This is a genomic window from Lysinibacillus sp. GW823-FHT06C08 (assembly GCF_058795135.1).
Window position 1 is genome coordinate 1 of the sequence record NZ_JBXAHN010000004.1, and the last position, 15,975, is coordinate 15,975.

Sequence of the window (15,975 nt, forward strand, 5' to 3'; positions counted from 1 at the left end):
AAGCGTGTGAAATTTTACTGATCGTAAAATTTCACACGCTTTTTAATTTAGAGGTGGGTTTTGTCCCAGCCTCTTTTCTTTTATTTATTTTGGATAAGTGATATATTTAGCAACTGTTGGCGCTGAAGTGTAAGTACCACCACTAAATGAATTACCAAATTTATCTTTATAAGGTTTTTGAACAAACTTGACTACTGTTTGTACTCCCCCGATAACAGGTGTATAGGTTGTCGTCAGAGTATCACCTGCTCGTGGGTTAGGGAATGTAATTTTTGTTGATGCAGCTTGTCTTGTACCAAAGAATATAGAAAGAACCGAACCCAACATCGAAGCATACATTCCAATACCTGTGATAGCTCCTAATAGGAATAGTTCACCATCTTCAACTTTTTTCACATCCGCTGCTTTGTATGTGTATTTTTTTTCCTTTACAGCTTTTAAGAATACATTGCGATAAATAAAGTCGTACGTTTGACCATTGTTAGACTTAATATGAACTTTATATTCCCCAAAGTACGGAACTTCAAATGTGAAAGATCCCTTTTTATCATCTTGTTTATATGTCTTGGAATAAACAATTTGTCCATCTCCAGGACGTTGGATGTCAATACGACCATTATAACCAATACCACCACTACGACTCCATGATACTTTTAAACTCTTCTCCCCTGTTTGTGAAACGCTTAAATTAAAATCAGTATTTCCATTATTAATTGACATAAATAATTTCCTCCTTGTGATTGTTTAATTGGTACATCTTAATAATAGACTGCCCACAATGACCAAAACTCTGTAAAAAATACATAATTATTCCATTAAATATCTATCAAAACTCTATATAAGCAAAAAAAAATAACCAGGTACTCATTCGAGCGCCTGATTATTAGTTTATTGCTTCTGGAACTTTATAAAAATCAAATTCCTTAAAGATACTCTTGGTAATCATTTAGATTCGTTAACTAATGATTTATCTTTATCTACAATTTTTCCATCAGCTGTCCATACATACTCATCTTCACTAGACATTATATTTCTTAATTTTAATAATTGATTAACTACTACATCTAAACTCTCCACATTATTAAAAGCAAGTGTTACAGGTGCATCATTTAGGCTTAATGGTTTATCAAATGGCAATTCTGTTCCGATAGGTACAGGGTTAATTTTAGTGAATTGAATAGCACCAGAATCTCTTTCTTTACTACACCCTATACGAACACCTATATCTCCTCTGCCAAATAATATTTGAACAGAACTATTGTTTAATATTGGCATGACAAATGCTCCCTTATTTCTTTATTTTATTAACCTTTGAATTTAAATGCATAACACCACTATTTCTATCCAAATACCGGTTTACATTTTCTTCTTTTAAAACATGGTCAATTGCATACTCAATTTCCCATTCTTGAATATCTCGATAGGGATTAGAAACACTTGCATGGACTGACTTTTCACTTTCACTATGTATAATTACCGTCCCTTTGTGTTCGTATATCCTTACAATAACATCATCAAAAAAAGCGTTAGATATTTTTTCAACTAAATCTGGCCTACCCTTTGTTATTTCTTGAAATTTTCTTTTATTTGATAATGTACTTTTAAAATTTACCAAAGCCATTTTAATCTCTCCTTTAACAGAACGTTTGTTTGCATTAATAATAGAACGAACGTTTGTTTTTTGCAATGAAATAAATTGGATTTTGTGGTAAATAAATGAATTTAAAGGTTGATTTATTATATACCACGGTATATAATAAAAGTATAGAAAGGAGGTGAACAAAGTGGATTATGATAAGATTCTAGCTTACCTAGTAGCTATCGCAACAATTGCAAACTTGCTTACAAGTTCAGCGAAAAACATAAGCGATATGAAAAGTAAGAAAAAAGAAAAGCGACGCTCTCCCGGGAAGAAGAATCGTCGCAAGTAACTCTTAGAAGGAGGTTAGCGCCTCCTTCCCTATAATCTTATCACATCCTAATCATTATGAAAAACATCGGATATGTAGTTGCTTTAGCATTCGCTTTGTATATCTTAACTGATATGGTTGACTGGAAAGAGCCGAAGTTTTTTGATTACTCAATGATAGCCATCTACTCATTGTGTGTAATATTAGTCATTGTAAATATCGTTGTATATTTTATAAAAAGGAGAGGATAATGGTGCCTGATAACAAAACATCTGAAGCACAGAAACGGGCTACACAGGCTTACCGAGAAAAAAATAGAGATAAAACAAGGAAACAATCCGCGAAGAGTTCTGCTAAGACGTATATTAATAAATATGCTGATTTTGAGGACTTGAAGGAATTAAAGCAATTAATTGATGCAAAAGAAAAGGAATTACAAAGTGAATAAACACAAATTGCCCAGGCTCAAAATTAATTGAGTACCTGGGCTTTTTTTCTTACTTTTATTTATATGGATTGTATGTTTTTTAATTGGTCCTTGTAATCCCAATTTTGCGGTTTCTTATCTTCATTAAACCATTCACAGTTGTTTTCAATCCAATTATTTCGAAATTCCTCATATGATATACCTTCACTCATATCATCAAATCCAAATTGGAAACCACAACACCCACATATTTCAAAAGATGGATTTGAAAATTCATTGTAAGGCTGTTTTTCTAACCCTTCAAAACCACAAACAGGACAGATATTCGACACCTAAAATCACACCTTTCTATTGTCTATCATAATATTTCTTGCCATCTTTAGGTTTAAAGAAAGTTTTGAGATACCCATCACTTCCTAAAACTGCAAATTCATTAGTAGATTTATTGTAAAAAACTCTATCTCCATCACTTCTTTTTTTACTTAGAACATCATCACTGTCTGAACCTATTAAATCTTGCGCAAGTTCTAAGTACTCACTTTGAGAAATATTTCCAAACTCTTTACCATGTTTCTTGTAATGTTCTTTTAAAAGGTCTGTGGATTTAAAAGCTAATTTTCTTACTGCTGCTTTTATAGCTTCTTTAGAAAGCCATCTTAATGCAGCTCTAACTCCAACACTAATAATCGCTGCTATTACTACTGGTATTACAGAAGCATGTAGCTCAGTAGTGTTAAGATCCATAGTTTCACCAGTCTCTGAATCTACTAATGTTGCTATAAGTTTATCTTCATCATATTGATGTACATTTACAAAATAACTTTTATCTACTTGTTCATTATTATCATCCAAATAACTTACGTCAACACTTACATTATTTTCATCACTAGCTACAACAGAAGTATTAACAGTAGAAGATTCATTTTCAACTGTTAGATCTACTTTAACTTCTCCTTCATTGTATTCACCAACTACATTTACTTTCTCTAACAATTCTTGACCTAATTTTTCCCCAATAATTTCATTAGTAATTTCTTGTAGGTTTGAAGATTGATCTATATTTGCACTAGCTTGGGGACTATCAATAAATAAAGTCATAATTAAACAAAACGTCAAATAGAATAAGAAACCTTTTTTAAACAAAACTAACACCTCATTTTATTTTTAATAAACCATAACCATAAGAAGAATCATAACCATCTTCTCCTAAATCAATTACATTATTTTTACCGAGATTTTTTTCAAAATTATTATCTTTTAGCAGTTTTGCTATTGCTCCTGTAACATAGGCAGCTGCAAAAGAGGTCCCTGTAAAAGCAGAATAACCTCCAGTATTATCAGTTGATAATATCTTATAACCAGGTGCAACATAATCGATTTTTCCTGTAGCAGATGAATTTAATAGTTTTAAATCTTGATTAATACTATTAACTGAGATTACCCCCTCATATTTGGCAGGATAATCTACTCCAAGTCCATAAGTATTTCCAGCAGCAGCAACTATTATAATGTTGTAGTCTAAAGCACGATTAATAACTTTTTCTAAACGCTTATCCTTAGTCTGAAAACCAAAACTTACATTAATAATATCTATCTCGTTTGTAATACACCACTCAACAGCATCTATAAAATCATCTATAGTACCATTACCTTTTCCATTAAGAACTTTTAGGTCAAATATTTCTACATTTGAAACGATTCCTTGAATTCCAAAATCATTACTTTGAGCAGCTATAATACCTGCAATTGCAGTACCGTGGCCAAAATCATCAATAACTGCTTTTTCAGGTTCCACAAAATTTACTGCATTTTTTTCTGATATATTTAAATCTGGATGCGATTTATTAATACCACTATCAATTATTGCTACTTTTAGTAATTTGTGATCTGATGCATCTTCTACTTGCGATAAATCTAAAGTTGAAGCTTTAGAAACTGGTAGATTAGTTAAGTTTCTATCAGGAGAAACATTTTTGCCATTATCCTCAATTAAGAAAAAACTTACAAGTATTATACTTACATAAACAATAAATCTATAAATTAAATATCTCTCCTCTTATGTTTGAATTAACACTTGTTGACTAGTCAATATTAGCTATTGTGCTATTTAGCAAATTTTATTATTCTCGCGAGCAAATATTATCCTATCATTACCAATATATCCAATTCAATATTATATTCACGCCACTTTTTTGACGGTGTGAACGCCATTAATTTGGCGCTATTCAAAGGAAATCCGTAAATTCCGCCAAATCACGCCACTTATCCCCATATTTTTTTAGTTCTATATATACATTTATAGTGTTAACTCAATTTTACACTTGACATTTTCAATAAAAACAAAAATTATTTTTACTATTATATTAATAACAAGTTCATTAATTTGACTATTGACATACCATATATATTACTATTCATATTATAGTTTTTTGTACTAAACGCTAAACGCCCATTACCAATTAAGGTAACCTATTAAGCACTTCGTTGTGCAATGATAATTTTTAAACCTTCAAAATCTCCGCCAGTCAATATACCAGCGTCGAATTTATCAAGCCATGACTTATCAATAAGCTTTTTATCTACTGCTTGTTTGAGGTAGTCGCGTACTGCAGCTTTTGTTGTATCGTTTGTGAATTTCATTGTGCTATCATCCTTTTCTGTTGGTTTTTGTGTATCTTCAATAAGCTGTACCTTTACAGCACTACTTGTCGGAATTACTACTTGCCCTTCTAATTTATAGCCTGCAGACATCTTCCATGTCGTCGGAATTTCAAAATGAGGTGCATCATACTGACCTACTGGCCAATAGCCTCCCCAAGTGATTCCTAACTTTTTAGCAATTGCCCCAACCTTTGAAAGAGTAGAAATATCATATAAATTTCGTGGAGGTGCTACAGCGATATCCCAAGCTCTACGTGAAGTGTGATTACTATTTCGTGTCCAAGTAACTACTTGTCCTGGTCTTGTTCGACCTTGTTCATACAAATAATTCTGTCGTCCTTGGCTACGGTATGTCTCTGTGATGAAAATGAAGTCTATATCTGCCTTGTAGCATTCTTGAAAGAGCAATTGACAGGCTGTTTGTGCGGCTGCTGTTAATTCGCTTAGATCTCGACATGTTGTTGTTACACTTGTACTCATTTTGCATTTTCCTCCTTCGCATTGAAGATTTCTAAAGCTTTTTTTACTGGTGCAGGCATGTCCACTCCGAGTTTGGCTGAATTTTCCCCTAAGCTTACTAATTCGTTTAAGATGAACATCAATACCACAGCATCAGGAATAATTTGCCCAATTGAAAAGCCTTGGTCTTGAAGTACTAAATAAATTAAGTTAGCTACTACAATCCAAACCCACATCATGCCTTTTTTAATGATGCCTTGATAGCCACGCTTGCTACTGATTGTTCCCCAGTTAGCAGCCATACCTGATAGAAAATCGATTGCATTAAGAATTAAAAGTACCGTCATTAATAGCCCCCAACCGCCTACAAGCCACGACACTACTCCGCCTATTGTGCTAAGTAAAAATTTAAATGATTGTTCCATTTATCCACGTCCTTTGCCCTTTTTAGTGAAAATAAAAAACCATGAGAAGCATCGAGGTTCAGTACAATGTACCGTTGCCCATCTCGATTGCTCTCATAGCGCATAATAAAAGCACCCACAATAAAGGGTGCTAGTAATTTATTATTCACTGATTTCTTCAACTATCTCTGACATTAGTCGATTAGAAAAATCGAATTTCTTTAATAAGATACTAGTAGAAAATATCTTCAAATGAATCCAAATGTCTGTTAATAAAATTCTTATTTTACGCTCATTATCAATTTGACCTAATTTAGACTCTATCATTCTAACATTGATTTCATGTCCTTTTAATAACTCATTGCTCAATCCAGTTTTTAATTTAGAATATATATTATTATCTTTACCATAGTCTAATTTATGAGCGAACCCATTCCTTACCTCATTTAATTTCAAAACTGCGTCATAAAGAGGTTTATCCATAATTCCTAAACTATACACTATGTTTAATTTATTTTTAAAACCTTGGAAATTAGGGTACTTAAAAATAGATTGTATTATAGTATCTAATTCTTTTTCAGCGTATAAGTGCATTCTCAAAGTTACTAATAACGTATCTTCTTTTTGCATTTCAGTAATAATTTTTTCTTTTTCTTCTTTACTATTCATTAATTTAAAAGTTATTAATTCACTTACTTTTACATAAATCCTTAAATTTTCTTCCATATTCCACCTCCAACTATAATAGTAATTTAGTAAAGAACCCAATGCAATGCCTCAAAAAATAACGCTAGCTTATGCTGCTTTTACTTCTTCAATTCATATTTGAACGCATTAATCTCTCGTCTCATCTTACTTATGAAGGTAGGCTTATCATTATCAAACACGACCTCAATCTTTCGTTTGCCGTATTCATATATTTCTTTTACAGCAGTTATTCGTGTATCCATCGTGACACCCCATCCTTTATCACGAACAGTAACCACATCACCTACGTTGAAATCTTTACAGTAAATTAATCTTGATGTAGTAAGTATCTGCCCACCTAAGTAAATCTCTTGAGCATGCTCAGATAACTTTTCGTTACCACGCTTGTTTAAATCAGCTAGAACCTTTTCAACCGGACGTGGGTTTCCCTCATCATCTTCCTCTGATACATCCCTGGCATCCACAAACATTTCATATCGGTCAGCACCTACAGCATCACCAATCGAAATAATTCTTCGCTCGACGCCTTCACCCTGACCTGCTACGACTGCGAAGTTCTTATAATCCAAATCACTTTCGGTGTATTCGAGGGATTCAATCGTCTCGAATTCCGTTGAGAAAATAGCTTGTGGCAGCCCCGTTTGATTGGCTGCTAGGTTTCTTCCTTCTTTCACAACGAATACAAAACGTTTATTTTTCAAATCAAGCTCAATGTTCCAAGCTAATCCATGAAGCTCTGATAATTCCGTGAGCTTTTCATTTAATGGGTCATACCTTGAGTTTTCTTCAATGGCTGGACCCTTGTTTCGGTTAACACCTAGCACTAATCGTGGAAAGATACGAGCTGGATCACTCGGAGTTATCATCTGCGTGTTCACAAAATGACGCATTACTGTTTCTACATTACCTGTTACACTTTCATGGGTCTTTCCTGCTACCGGATAGATAAGTCGCTGAGACGTGAATGTTTTTAATGATAAGGCTTTAATGCTCCAGTTCTCCGTTTGCTTGCCGTTTTCATCTAACTCAATTTCTCGATGCCTGATGATGTAAGCTTGATCTAATCGATTGTAAGGGAAGATGATATTACCTTTAATCAATTTATCAGCATGCTGTAGGTAACGATTGATTTGAAGCTCTAGCTCTCCAATACCTGACCATGAAATACCTATTTGAGCTGATGAGTATCGGTCAACCTCACCTAATAAGTTAAAATCATCATCAATGATTCGTAATGGGATATTTTGCATGTGGTCACCTTCTTTCACATAATAAAAGCCCTCCACATTAACTGTGAAAGGCAAACTCCTAAGCACTATTTATCCTCTGATATCTTAGCTACTTCTCTTACTTTAATAAGTAATTCATTAATTTTTAATACATCCTGAGCTGAATAATAAACCATTTCGTATAAATCTTGGTGCTCACTACTTAATAAATTTTGAATTTGTTCAGAATCAATTGAACTCCAATATTTACTTCTTGCTTCTTCAAGTAACGATAAATTACCATAGTAAACCAATAATTTACTTATATCTGCACTTGGTAACTCACCTCTTAATTTCACAATTAAGCTTTGATACTGTTCTGATAAATTCGTGTATTTATTTTTTATGGGTAGTTTACTATCAATTCCTTGTATATTCAAAGCATCAATGGATTTTTGAAAATCATAATAAATTATGCTTGCAACTTCAATACTCTCTTGTTTTGACTCATATTTAACAAGTTGTATTGAAAAAAAGTAAGTCAATAAACTACCAATTACTACCCCTAAAACTACTTCTGAAATTGTTTTTAATAAATTAAGAGAGTCTTTCTTATTACTCATTTTTAATCCTCCTTTCGCCTTTTTCCACAATTCGACAAAAAAGAAAGGATTTCCTCTATCTTTAGACATAAAAAATAACGCTAGCTTATGCTGCGTTTACTTGTTTACTATTCATCTAAAATTACTTGTTTGTAAGGTGCAGGTACATCTTCAACCGTAATGCGTTTCATTTCAATCAAAAATATATAACCTCTTAATTTTGGTGCGAATACTGTCTCCATTAGGCATCACCTCCCGCAACTAAAATTGTTTCCCACAGATCGGCTACACTACCTTTTAGTGCTTGATTCTCCTTTTCTAACTCATCAATTTTCTTTAGAAGTTGATAAGCTGGTACAATCTGCTTTGTTGTAGATGATGCAGTAACGTTTCCATCTTGGTCTACTCTATCAACAGTAATAATAAATTCAAGTTCCATACCGATATCGAAACTATCACTCTTAGCAATGGAATGACCTTCAACCACCGACTCTGGCTCTGTTTCGTGAATTTTAATCACTAACTTTGTATCATCATCGTATTCTAAATAAAACATCTTATTCACTCCTTTTTCTTGTTATACTTGCACGACTGTACCTAACGGATTTGAAGCGAAACAGATAGCAAGTACATCACTAGTTGCCCACGTATCTGGATTTGTTCTCCCACGGGCGTATAATTGCACTCGATCACCATTATTTATATCAAAAACCTCTGAATAGAAAGTACCTGAACTACTATTATTGTCTCTTATAATACCTTTTGGTACGCCATTGATATATATTTGACCATAGACATGTTCATAACCTTTTCCAGTTCCTGAGCCATACAGATCAAATGTAATTCTGACTCTGCCACTGAAATTACATATAATTTCTTTGATTTTTTTAAAATCGCTCGTGTATTGCACTGTATACCCTACTGATGCTACAACAGCCGCATCACCAACACTAGGCGTTGGTGAACCAATAAGATTACCTGTTACACCATCAATAGTTACACCATTCTTGATGTTACTAGGAATCAATTGAGATAAATTCAATGTACCTGACTTCACTCCATCAGGTGAACCAAACGTCTTGCCTTGTCGTACATCGTTTGCTGTAACTGTTCCATACTCCCCCCCTTCATCCGCTAAGAGAAAAGATGCTCCATCATAAGTGACAGAGTATATTCCACCAGCTTTTAAATTTCCGGCACTTAATGCAATACCACCATTTTTTCTGAGGGGTTTGGCACCTAGACCATTAACATTCAAAGTGGTTGCCCCTGTATTTGCTGTAGTATTTTTAAATCGTAAGGTGAATCCTTCTGTTAAAGTAGCCGGTGCAGGCGTTAACGTGACAACTAACGTATTTGTACCCGTTGCAGTACCATAGTTATTATGTTTAACTAAATCAGCTATATGTGGGTTAACTGTTTGCTCTAAACTCGCTATTCTAGCTGCTAAATTAGCTGCTACATTTTCATCCAATATATCTTTAATCGATTCAATCCAAGTTAAATATTCTTGTTTCTGAATTGCTTGCCACGTCTCAAAATCATTTTTCTGTTGTAATTGCCATGCTTCCATATCATCTTCAAGCGTCTGTTTCTTGAGATTAAACCAATAATCCCACTGTTGCTGAAACACGCTTGTAGGCACGCTAATAAGCGAATAAACGATACCACATAAATCTTCTTTCATACGTTCATCTACAAGTTTTAGAGGCTCTAAGGAAGATGTATTTTTGGTTAGTCGTATTTGTGCTAACGACAATTCAAATACGTACTGATCTCGTTGCAAATACGGAGGTACTGGGTTGGTAGCTGATACCCCTTCTTTTACAAACAGTCTGATGAATCGAGCGTTATTTCGTTTATCCAAACGCAAGACAATACGGTCAATGCGGTCTAAGTTTGACTCAGGTAGACCATGCGTTAAAAATAATGGTGTTGTATTTTGATATTGATACCCTTGTATTAATGCCTCACCAGCCTCTACATACGTCTGCATGGTGCCTGCATTTACCTTTACTTGTAGATTAGGTGTGCCGTTCTTGTGTAACAGCCCACTAGACAGCACATTACCAAAGTAATCGGCAAAGTCACTCGCATAGTGCCAACGTTCATCACCTGGTGCTGAGTTAAAAAACTTAAATATTTCAGCCACTTTAATCCCTCCTAAACTGCGTTATAGCGCTTGTGATAACTGATGTTTACAATTGCTCCTTGGACGTCATTATCAGCCGTATAATTGATGTCGTTTTCTCCTAGCTGAAGTTTAAAAAATACACTGTCTAAATGGAGCCAGTTTATAACGTTTCTTCGAGATCCATCTTCATCAACGAATTCAACCGATTTTGTTCCTGGTGTTGTATCTATCACCATCTTTTCACCTTCAGCGAGTGTTTGGTTGACCTTAATGAACTCACCAGTTGTTATATTTTCGATTTTCGGGTTGGTTGCAGGTCCATAAAACTCTATATAAAGTGGTGCCGCAACATCTCCATCATTGTTTATGATTCGTCTATCTCGTTGCATCCCCATCTGAAAAGGACCACTAAATGGGAACTGAAATAACGGTTTGAATGCTGGTTCTTCCTCGATTTTTAAACTGCGCCAATATGGATCTGGTGCTACGAAATTGATCATGCCTTTTTGTAATGTTTTAGCCCTGCCTTCACCATCCGGGAAAATCGGTACACTAGATGCGACTACTAAAATTTCGCGTACTAAGTATTCATTTTCATAACGTAGAGTGCCTGGACCCAACTTAGGATTGACGATACGTGCTAATTCTGTTCTCCGTCTTGATACCGTTTCATATCCGCCCTCGTCTACTGCATTAACAATAAGAAATGTAATATCAATTGGTCGTTCCTCTAGCAATACATCGATTAAGGTGCTCCCATCTTCGTACGGTACCCGTTGTATTTGTAAATTGGCTGGCACATCACCAAGTCCTGTAATTTCTTGCAAATAAAAAGGAGGACAGCCAAATGTGACGGACTCTCCAAAGCGATTTGTGTATGTGACTGTCTCCACAAGACGACCTCTCCTTTATCTAAATGGTATTTGTTGAGCAACACGTTTCAATTCCCGTGCATTTTCTGATGGGCTTAATGGCGTTGGTGAATGTAAGTTCACCACTTGATGTACTCCTCCACCATTCGTACTTTGTCCACCTTCACCATTTACATCAACATCTACTTTTACTTTGTGTTCAATCTCGGTTTGAATGGCATCGATGGCACCATTGATGTCGTTAATAATATCGCTAACTTCAACGTGAGGTTGAATCCATTCAGCTACTCTTTCAGCAGCTTTAATGGCATCCGATTTCATATCAGCTAGACCGATAATAATCCCTTTCACCAAGTTATGACCAATCATCTTTTTACCCCAACGGCTCGGGCTATGAATATCTAGCGCTCCTTGAATAGTAGCTTTGATACTATCTGCAATGGATTGAGCTTGTGCAAGTAAATCAGGCGTTAATTCTGATAACCCTTGTTGCATACCTTTAATAACATTACGGCCAATCTGAGGCATTGTAGCAACCATCGCATTAAACTGATTGACAGTACCTGTACGCACTTCTTTAATTTTGTTGGCCCATTCCGTTTTATAGGTATCTAACTGCGTTACTGTTTCAGCTGTTAATTCTTCAATCTTTTTAGCTGTATCTTCTTTCATCCCAGTTAACTCTAACTCTGCTTGGGAACGTGCTAGGTTAGATTTCTCTTGCCATAATGCTACATATTCAGCAAGTTGAGTAGCACTCAATGTATTTAAGGCTGCAATCTCAGCAGAAGCAGATGGACCTAACGCTTGTAGTTCAGATAATAACCCTTGGTCAATTCCTTTTGCACCTAACGCTTGTAGATTAGCTGCCCATTCTTTAAATGCCTCGTTCTGCCCTCTCAAGTTATCGATTAACTTTTGTCCTGATACTGCTGCTTTCTCTTCCATTTCATCAAAAATACCAGCAACACTATATAAGGACTGAGTCCGCGATTTAACTGCATCCTCATATTCTTGAGTAAGTGCTTTGGATCCATCGATTAACTTTTGATTAGCCTCTTGAATCTTGGATGTATATTCTTCATTGAGAGATAACAGTTTTTCATGAATTTCTTTCTTTGTTTGTGCTACTTTTTCTTCGTAGTAAATACGTTCCTCACTACCTGCTTTGTACTGCTTCATGTACTTTTCATAAGCTGCTAGTTCCTGAGTAAGTGACAACTGATTGAAATTCTTTTTACGCTCAATGTAATTTTTCTCTTTTTCAAACTGCTCTTTGGCAAGTTCGGCCATAGCTTTGTTGTAGTTATTTTGCGCTTTAATACGTTCTTTCGTATTTTCCTTAAACAGAGTAGTTGCATACTTCCAGTACCCTGCTTGTTGTTCAGTAGACCATAATTCAAGGGATTCTTTGTTAGACACATACTGCTCTAAAGCTTCTAACGTTTCAGCTTGCGACTTACTTCTTGCTTTTGCCAGTGCATCAGCTTCTTGTTTGGCTAATTTCTGACGACTAGCTGCTGCATCAGCCAAGATGTTGTTAATTCGTAGTTGTTGAGCTTTAGTGTTTGTTTGCGTCTTTTTAGATGATGATGCTTTGATAACTGAAATTTGTTGTTCAGTTTTACGGTCAAGATCAGCACGTTTCTTAGCATAATCTTTTTGAATGGCAAGAGCATTCGCACTTGTATTGGACGTTGAATTTTTAACAATATAATTAATGTTATCCATCGCGGATTTTGTTGTTGTAATAGACTTACTGAAATCAGGGATAGCCTTACCAGCCATGATATTCGTTGCCTTTTGAACCACATTAGTAGCAGAGTCGATACCCTTAGCGACACCGATGGGAATCCATTTAGCTAAAGCAATCATGACGCGTGATGGTGAATGGATGCCTAGTTTTTTTCGTAGCCACTCTGGTAGTAATTCAGCTAGCTCCATAACTTTTGCTTTTACCTTGCCGAACCAGTTATTGATCCCTGTTACTAAACCAGCTACAATGTATTCTCCAATCTTCACTAGACTAATGTTTTCTAGGAATGATTTAGCTGCATTCCATCCATTAACGACAGCCGTTTTGACATTCTCCATCGCTGTTGAAACAGTGTTCTTAAATCCATTCCATATTGTTTCAATGACATTTTTAATGCCATTCAGTATTGTAGAGACTGTATTTTTAATGCCTGTCCAAATGCTTTTGATAACGTTGGCAATAGCATTCAATACGGCTGAAATGAAATTTTTAATCCCATTCCAAACTGAACGGACCAGACCAGTGATGCTTGTAAACATATTATCTAAGAATGAAGCGATGCTACGCCAAATACTCATGAAAATCGATTTAATGCCTGAAAGAATGGAATCAAAAAACGACTTTATCCCTTTCCATATAGCCTTAATCGATGTTCCCATTCCGGTGAAAATAGTATCAACGGTATTTCTTATAGTAGCTAAAGTGTTCGTAAAGATACCTTTAATCGTTGTCCAAATGCCTTGTAGGAATGTTTTTGCAGTGGAACCAAACGCTTTAAGTGGTCCGAGTAATTTACCTACAAAGTAGAGGTTCACAACACCCCATACAGCTTGTAATGCTCCGACTAAGATTTGCTTAACGCCATCCCATACACCTTTCCAATCTCCTTGGAACAAAGATGTGAACACCTTTACAATACCTAGAATTATGTTGACTGCACCCTTAATGACATTCATTATCGCGTCCCAAGTAGAGACAATCAAAGCTTTCACAACAGGCCATACGAACTTCATGATAGCTCCAATGACTGTCATAGCTGTTGTCACCACATCCCCAATAAACTTCCAAATTGTAGATGCAGTTGCCTTAATGCTTTCTTGATTTTCATTCCAAAATGACGTTATCTGTGTCCAAACTGACATGATCGAGTTTTTAATTGCTGTTACCGCCATGGATATCCCTGTTTTAATTACTTCCCAAACGGCTTGAACTTGTGACCTGAATTTTTCGTTAGTTTGATATAAGCGTACTAAGATTGCGATAAAAGCGACTATAGCTAGAATGACTAAACCTACTGGATTTGTAATCATACCAAACGCTTGAATAATAGGTCTTGAGAAGTTTTTAAGAATACCACCTATTTTCGTCATTGTTCCACTAAAATTAGTGAACAGTCCCCCAACACCCTTTAAAGCTTTCCCTACACCACCTGTAATGGCAGGACCTAATCCTTTAAAAAGCTCTCCAAACGCAATAATATTCGGAACAACCGCAAGTAAAACTCCACCAATTGAAATAAAACTTGCTATTAGAACTCCTATCATTCTGTTACTTTCCATTCCACTGTTCATGAACTCTAGAATACTATTCACAATATTCATCAGCCCTGCACCAACTGGAGCCATACCGATGCCCAAGTTCACTAAAAAATTAGTAAGGTTACCGATTAGTTGCAAAACACTAGGAGCTGTTTGCTGTACGTAAGATAAGAATGTTTGGAATCCTTGGTTTTGTGAAAGGCTAGCTGACCATTCCTTAAATCGCGCCATCATTGCGACAAGACCATCCATCATACCTGATGATGAACCAGCAAATGTACTAAAGAAATAAACTATGCCTGCTGTCGCATCTCTGAAGATTGCTCTAATCTTTGGCATATTTTCATTTACATAATCCATAAATGATTGGAATTTGGAACTACTCGAAAGGCCATTAGACCATTCCGCAAATCGTGCTGTCATTTCTTCAAAGCCTTTTGCTGTCGATGCTGTCAAAGGGGCAAATGCCACTAACATACTTGCTAGCCCTTTAAATAGGTTCCCCATTGATCTCGTTACTGTTTTCAGCATTGGGGCCCCTGTTGTGTTCAAGTAATCTAGAAACTTCTGAATAGGTGGTGTGCCAATGGCTGTGTTCAGTTGCGTCATCAAACTAGATACTGCCTGAGCACTTGATAAGAATAATGGTCTTAACTTCGTTAATAGAGTGTTTGTTATTTGCATGGCACTCGTAAATGCATTTAATACTGGCTTTTCTGTTTCTTTTACAAGCGATTGATACGTTTTCTTCATGTTGTCGAAAGAAGATTTGGCATTCATTTGAGCTGACGTTAATTTTGCATTTTCATCAAACAACTTTTTAATGGTTGGTATTGCAACTGCCGCAAATGCTCCAGCTGATACACCTGCACTTATGAATGCTCCAGCTAAAGCAAAGGTTGAACCTGCTATTGTACCGATCATTGGACCAAGGTTAGCAATAGCTACTCCAATATTCGCTATAAGTGGTGCAATCATCGGTAAAACAGCAATCAATGAGCCGGTTAGGGTGTGTTGCATCAATTCACCAAAGGCACGAATATCTGTGGCAATACGTTGTATCTTTCTTTGGAAGTTCTCTATTCGTGCCTCTATTTTAATGACGACCCTTTCTCGAACTAATGTAGCTATTCGCGCTCGAATTTCGGCCATACGACGGTTAAACTCGGATACATCTGCTCCAACATCTACGTTCACATCATTTGCAGTAGTACGTATCGTGTTTTGGACTTGTCGCATACGAGCCATAAATTCTGTGATACGTGCACCAATACGCGCTGTAAAGTTACCGTTCAT

Annotated in this window: 17 protein-coding genes; 2 read left to right on the top strand and 15 right to left on the bottom strand. The window is 35.7% G+C overall.

Going from position 1 to position 15,975, the window contains the following annotated elements:
• Positions 1-84: 84 nt before the first annotated feature.
• The 3 genes from AC1Q6O_RS11565 to AC1Q6O_RS11575 form a co-directional block, all read right to left on the bottom strand.
• Complete coding sequence (locus AC1Q6O_RS11565; protein WP_025114447.1) at positions 85-720, bottom strand: hypothetical protein; 636 nt, start codon at positions 718-720, stop codon at positions 85-87.
• 222 nt (positions 721-942) lie between these two features.
• Positions 943-1,275, bottom strand: coding sequence for a hypothetical protein (locus AC1Q6O_RS11570; protein WP_025114446.1), 333 nt, complete (start codon positions 1,273-1,275; stop codon positions 943-945).
• A 13-nt stretch (positions 1,276-1,288) separates the two neighbouring features.
• The gene (locus tag AC1Q6O_RS11575; RefSeq protein ID WP_492401251.1) at positions 1,289-1,621 is read right to left on the bottom strand and encodes a DUF1827 family protein; all 333 of its coding nucleotides are present in this window, start codon (positions 1,619-1,621) and stop codon (positions 1,289-1,291) included.
• A 163-nt stretch (positions 1,622-1,784) separates the two neighbouring features.
• Here AC1Q6O_RS11575 and AC1Q6O_RS11580 point away from each other — a divergent pair, with 163 nt between their 5' ends.
• Entirely contained in the window at positions 1,785-1,931 is a 147-nt protein-coding gene (locus AC1Q6O_RS11580) for a hypothetical protein (protein WP_196243923.1), read from the top strand.
• A gap of 229 nt (positions 1,932-2,160) precedes the next feature.
• Complete coding sequence (locus AC1Q6O_RS11585; RefSeq protein ID WP_492401253.1) at positions 2,161-2,358, top strand: hypothetical protein; 198 nt, start codon at positions 2,161-2,163, stop codon at positions 2,356-2,358.
• A 59-nt stretch (positions 2,359-2,417) separates the two neighbouring features.
• On the opposite strand, the gene AC1Q6O_RS11590 is transcribed toward AC1Q6O_RS11585, so the two are convergent.
• The 12 genes from AC1Q6O_RS11590 to AC1Q6O_RS11645 form a co-directional block, all read right to left on the bottom strand.
• Complete coding sequence (locus AC1Q6O_RS11590) at positions 2,418-2,669, bottom strand: hypothetical protein (protein ID WP_342550456.1); 252 nt, start codon at positions 2,667-2,669, stop codon at positions 2,418-2,420.
• A 16-nt stretch (positions 2,670-2,685) separates the two neighbouring features.
• The gene (locus AC1Q6O_RS11595; RefSeq protein ID WP_492401254.1) at positions 2,686-3,489 is read right to left on the bottom strand and encodes an SAR2788 family putative toxin; all 804 of its coding nucleotides are present in this window, start codon (positions 3,487-3,489) and stop codon (positions 2,686-2,688) included.
• Position 3,490: 1 nt separating this feature from the next.
• Positions 3,491-4,378 carry a S8 family serine peptidase gene (locus AC1Q6O_RS11600; RefSeq protein WP_492401427.1) on the bottom strand — a complete coding sequence of 296 codons (888 nt, stop codon included), beginning with the start codon at positions 4,376-4,378 and terminating at the stop codon, positions 3,491-3,493.
• 431 nt (positions 4,379-4,809) lie between these two features.
• Positions 4,810-5,478 carry a M15 family metallopeptidase gene (locus AC1Q6O_RS11605; protein WP_492401256.1) on the bottom strand — a complete coding sequence of 223 codons (669 nt, stop codon included), beginning with the start codon at positions 5,476-5,478 and terminating at the stop codon, positions 4,810-4,812.
• The gene (locus tag AC1Q6O_RS11610) at positions 5,475-5,882 is read right to left on the bottom strand and encodes a phage holin family protein (protein ID WP_492401258.1); all 408 of its coding nucleotides are present in this window, start codon (positions 5,880-5,882) and stop codon (positions 5,475-5,477) included. Before AC1Q6O_RS11610 ends, AC1Q6O_RS11605 begins: the two co-directional genes overlap by 4 nt.
• 141 nt (positions 5,883-6,023) lie before the next feature.
• Positions 6,024-6,587, bottom strand: coding sequence for a hypothetical protein (locus AC1Q6O_RS11615; protein WP_096365131.1), 564 nt, complete (start codon positions 6,585-6,587; stop codon positions 6,024-6,026).
• 80 nt (positions 6,588-6,667) lie between these two features.
• A complete protein-coding gene (locus AC1Q6O_RS11620; protein ID WP_492401260.1) occupies positions 6,668-7,819 on the bottom strand; it encodes a siphovirus ReqiPepy6 Gp37-like family protein in 1,152 nt (383 codons plus the stop codon).
• Positions 7,820-7,884: 65 nt separating this feature from the next.
• Positions 7,885-8,400 (bottom strand): hypothetical protein, encoded by a 516-nt coding sequence (locus tag AC1Q6O_RS11625; protein ID WP_492401262.1) that lies wholly within the window; start codon positions 8,398-8,400, stop codon positions 7,885-7,887.
• A 220-nt stretch (positions 8,401-8,620) separates the two neighbouring features.
• Positions 8,621-8,935, bottom strand: a complete 315-nt coding sequence (locus tag AC1Q6O_RS11630) for a hypothetical protein (protein ID WP_480205180.1) — start codon at positions 8,933-8,935, stop codon at positions 8,621-8,623.
• Between the two features lie 21 nt (positions 8,936-8,956).
• Complete coding sequence (locus tag AC1Q6O_RS11635) at positions 8,957-10,531, bottom strand: hypothetical protein (protein ID WP_492401264.1); 1,575 nt, start codon at positions 10,529-10,531, stop codon at positions 8,957-8,959.
• Positions 10,532-10,542: 11 nt separating this feature from the next.
• A complete protein-coding gene (locus tag AC1Q6O_RS11640) occupies positions 10,543-11,406 on the bottom strand; it encodes a phage tail family protein (protein WP_492401266.1) in 864 nt (287 codons plus the stop codon).
• A 15-nt stretch (positions 11,407-11,421) separates the two neighbouring features.
• Positions 11,422-15,975 (bottom strand): phage tail protein, encoded by a 4,554-nt coding sequence (locus tag AC1Q6O_RS11645; protein ID WP_492401267.1) that lies wholly within the window; start codon positions 15,973-15,975, stop codon positions 11,422-11,424.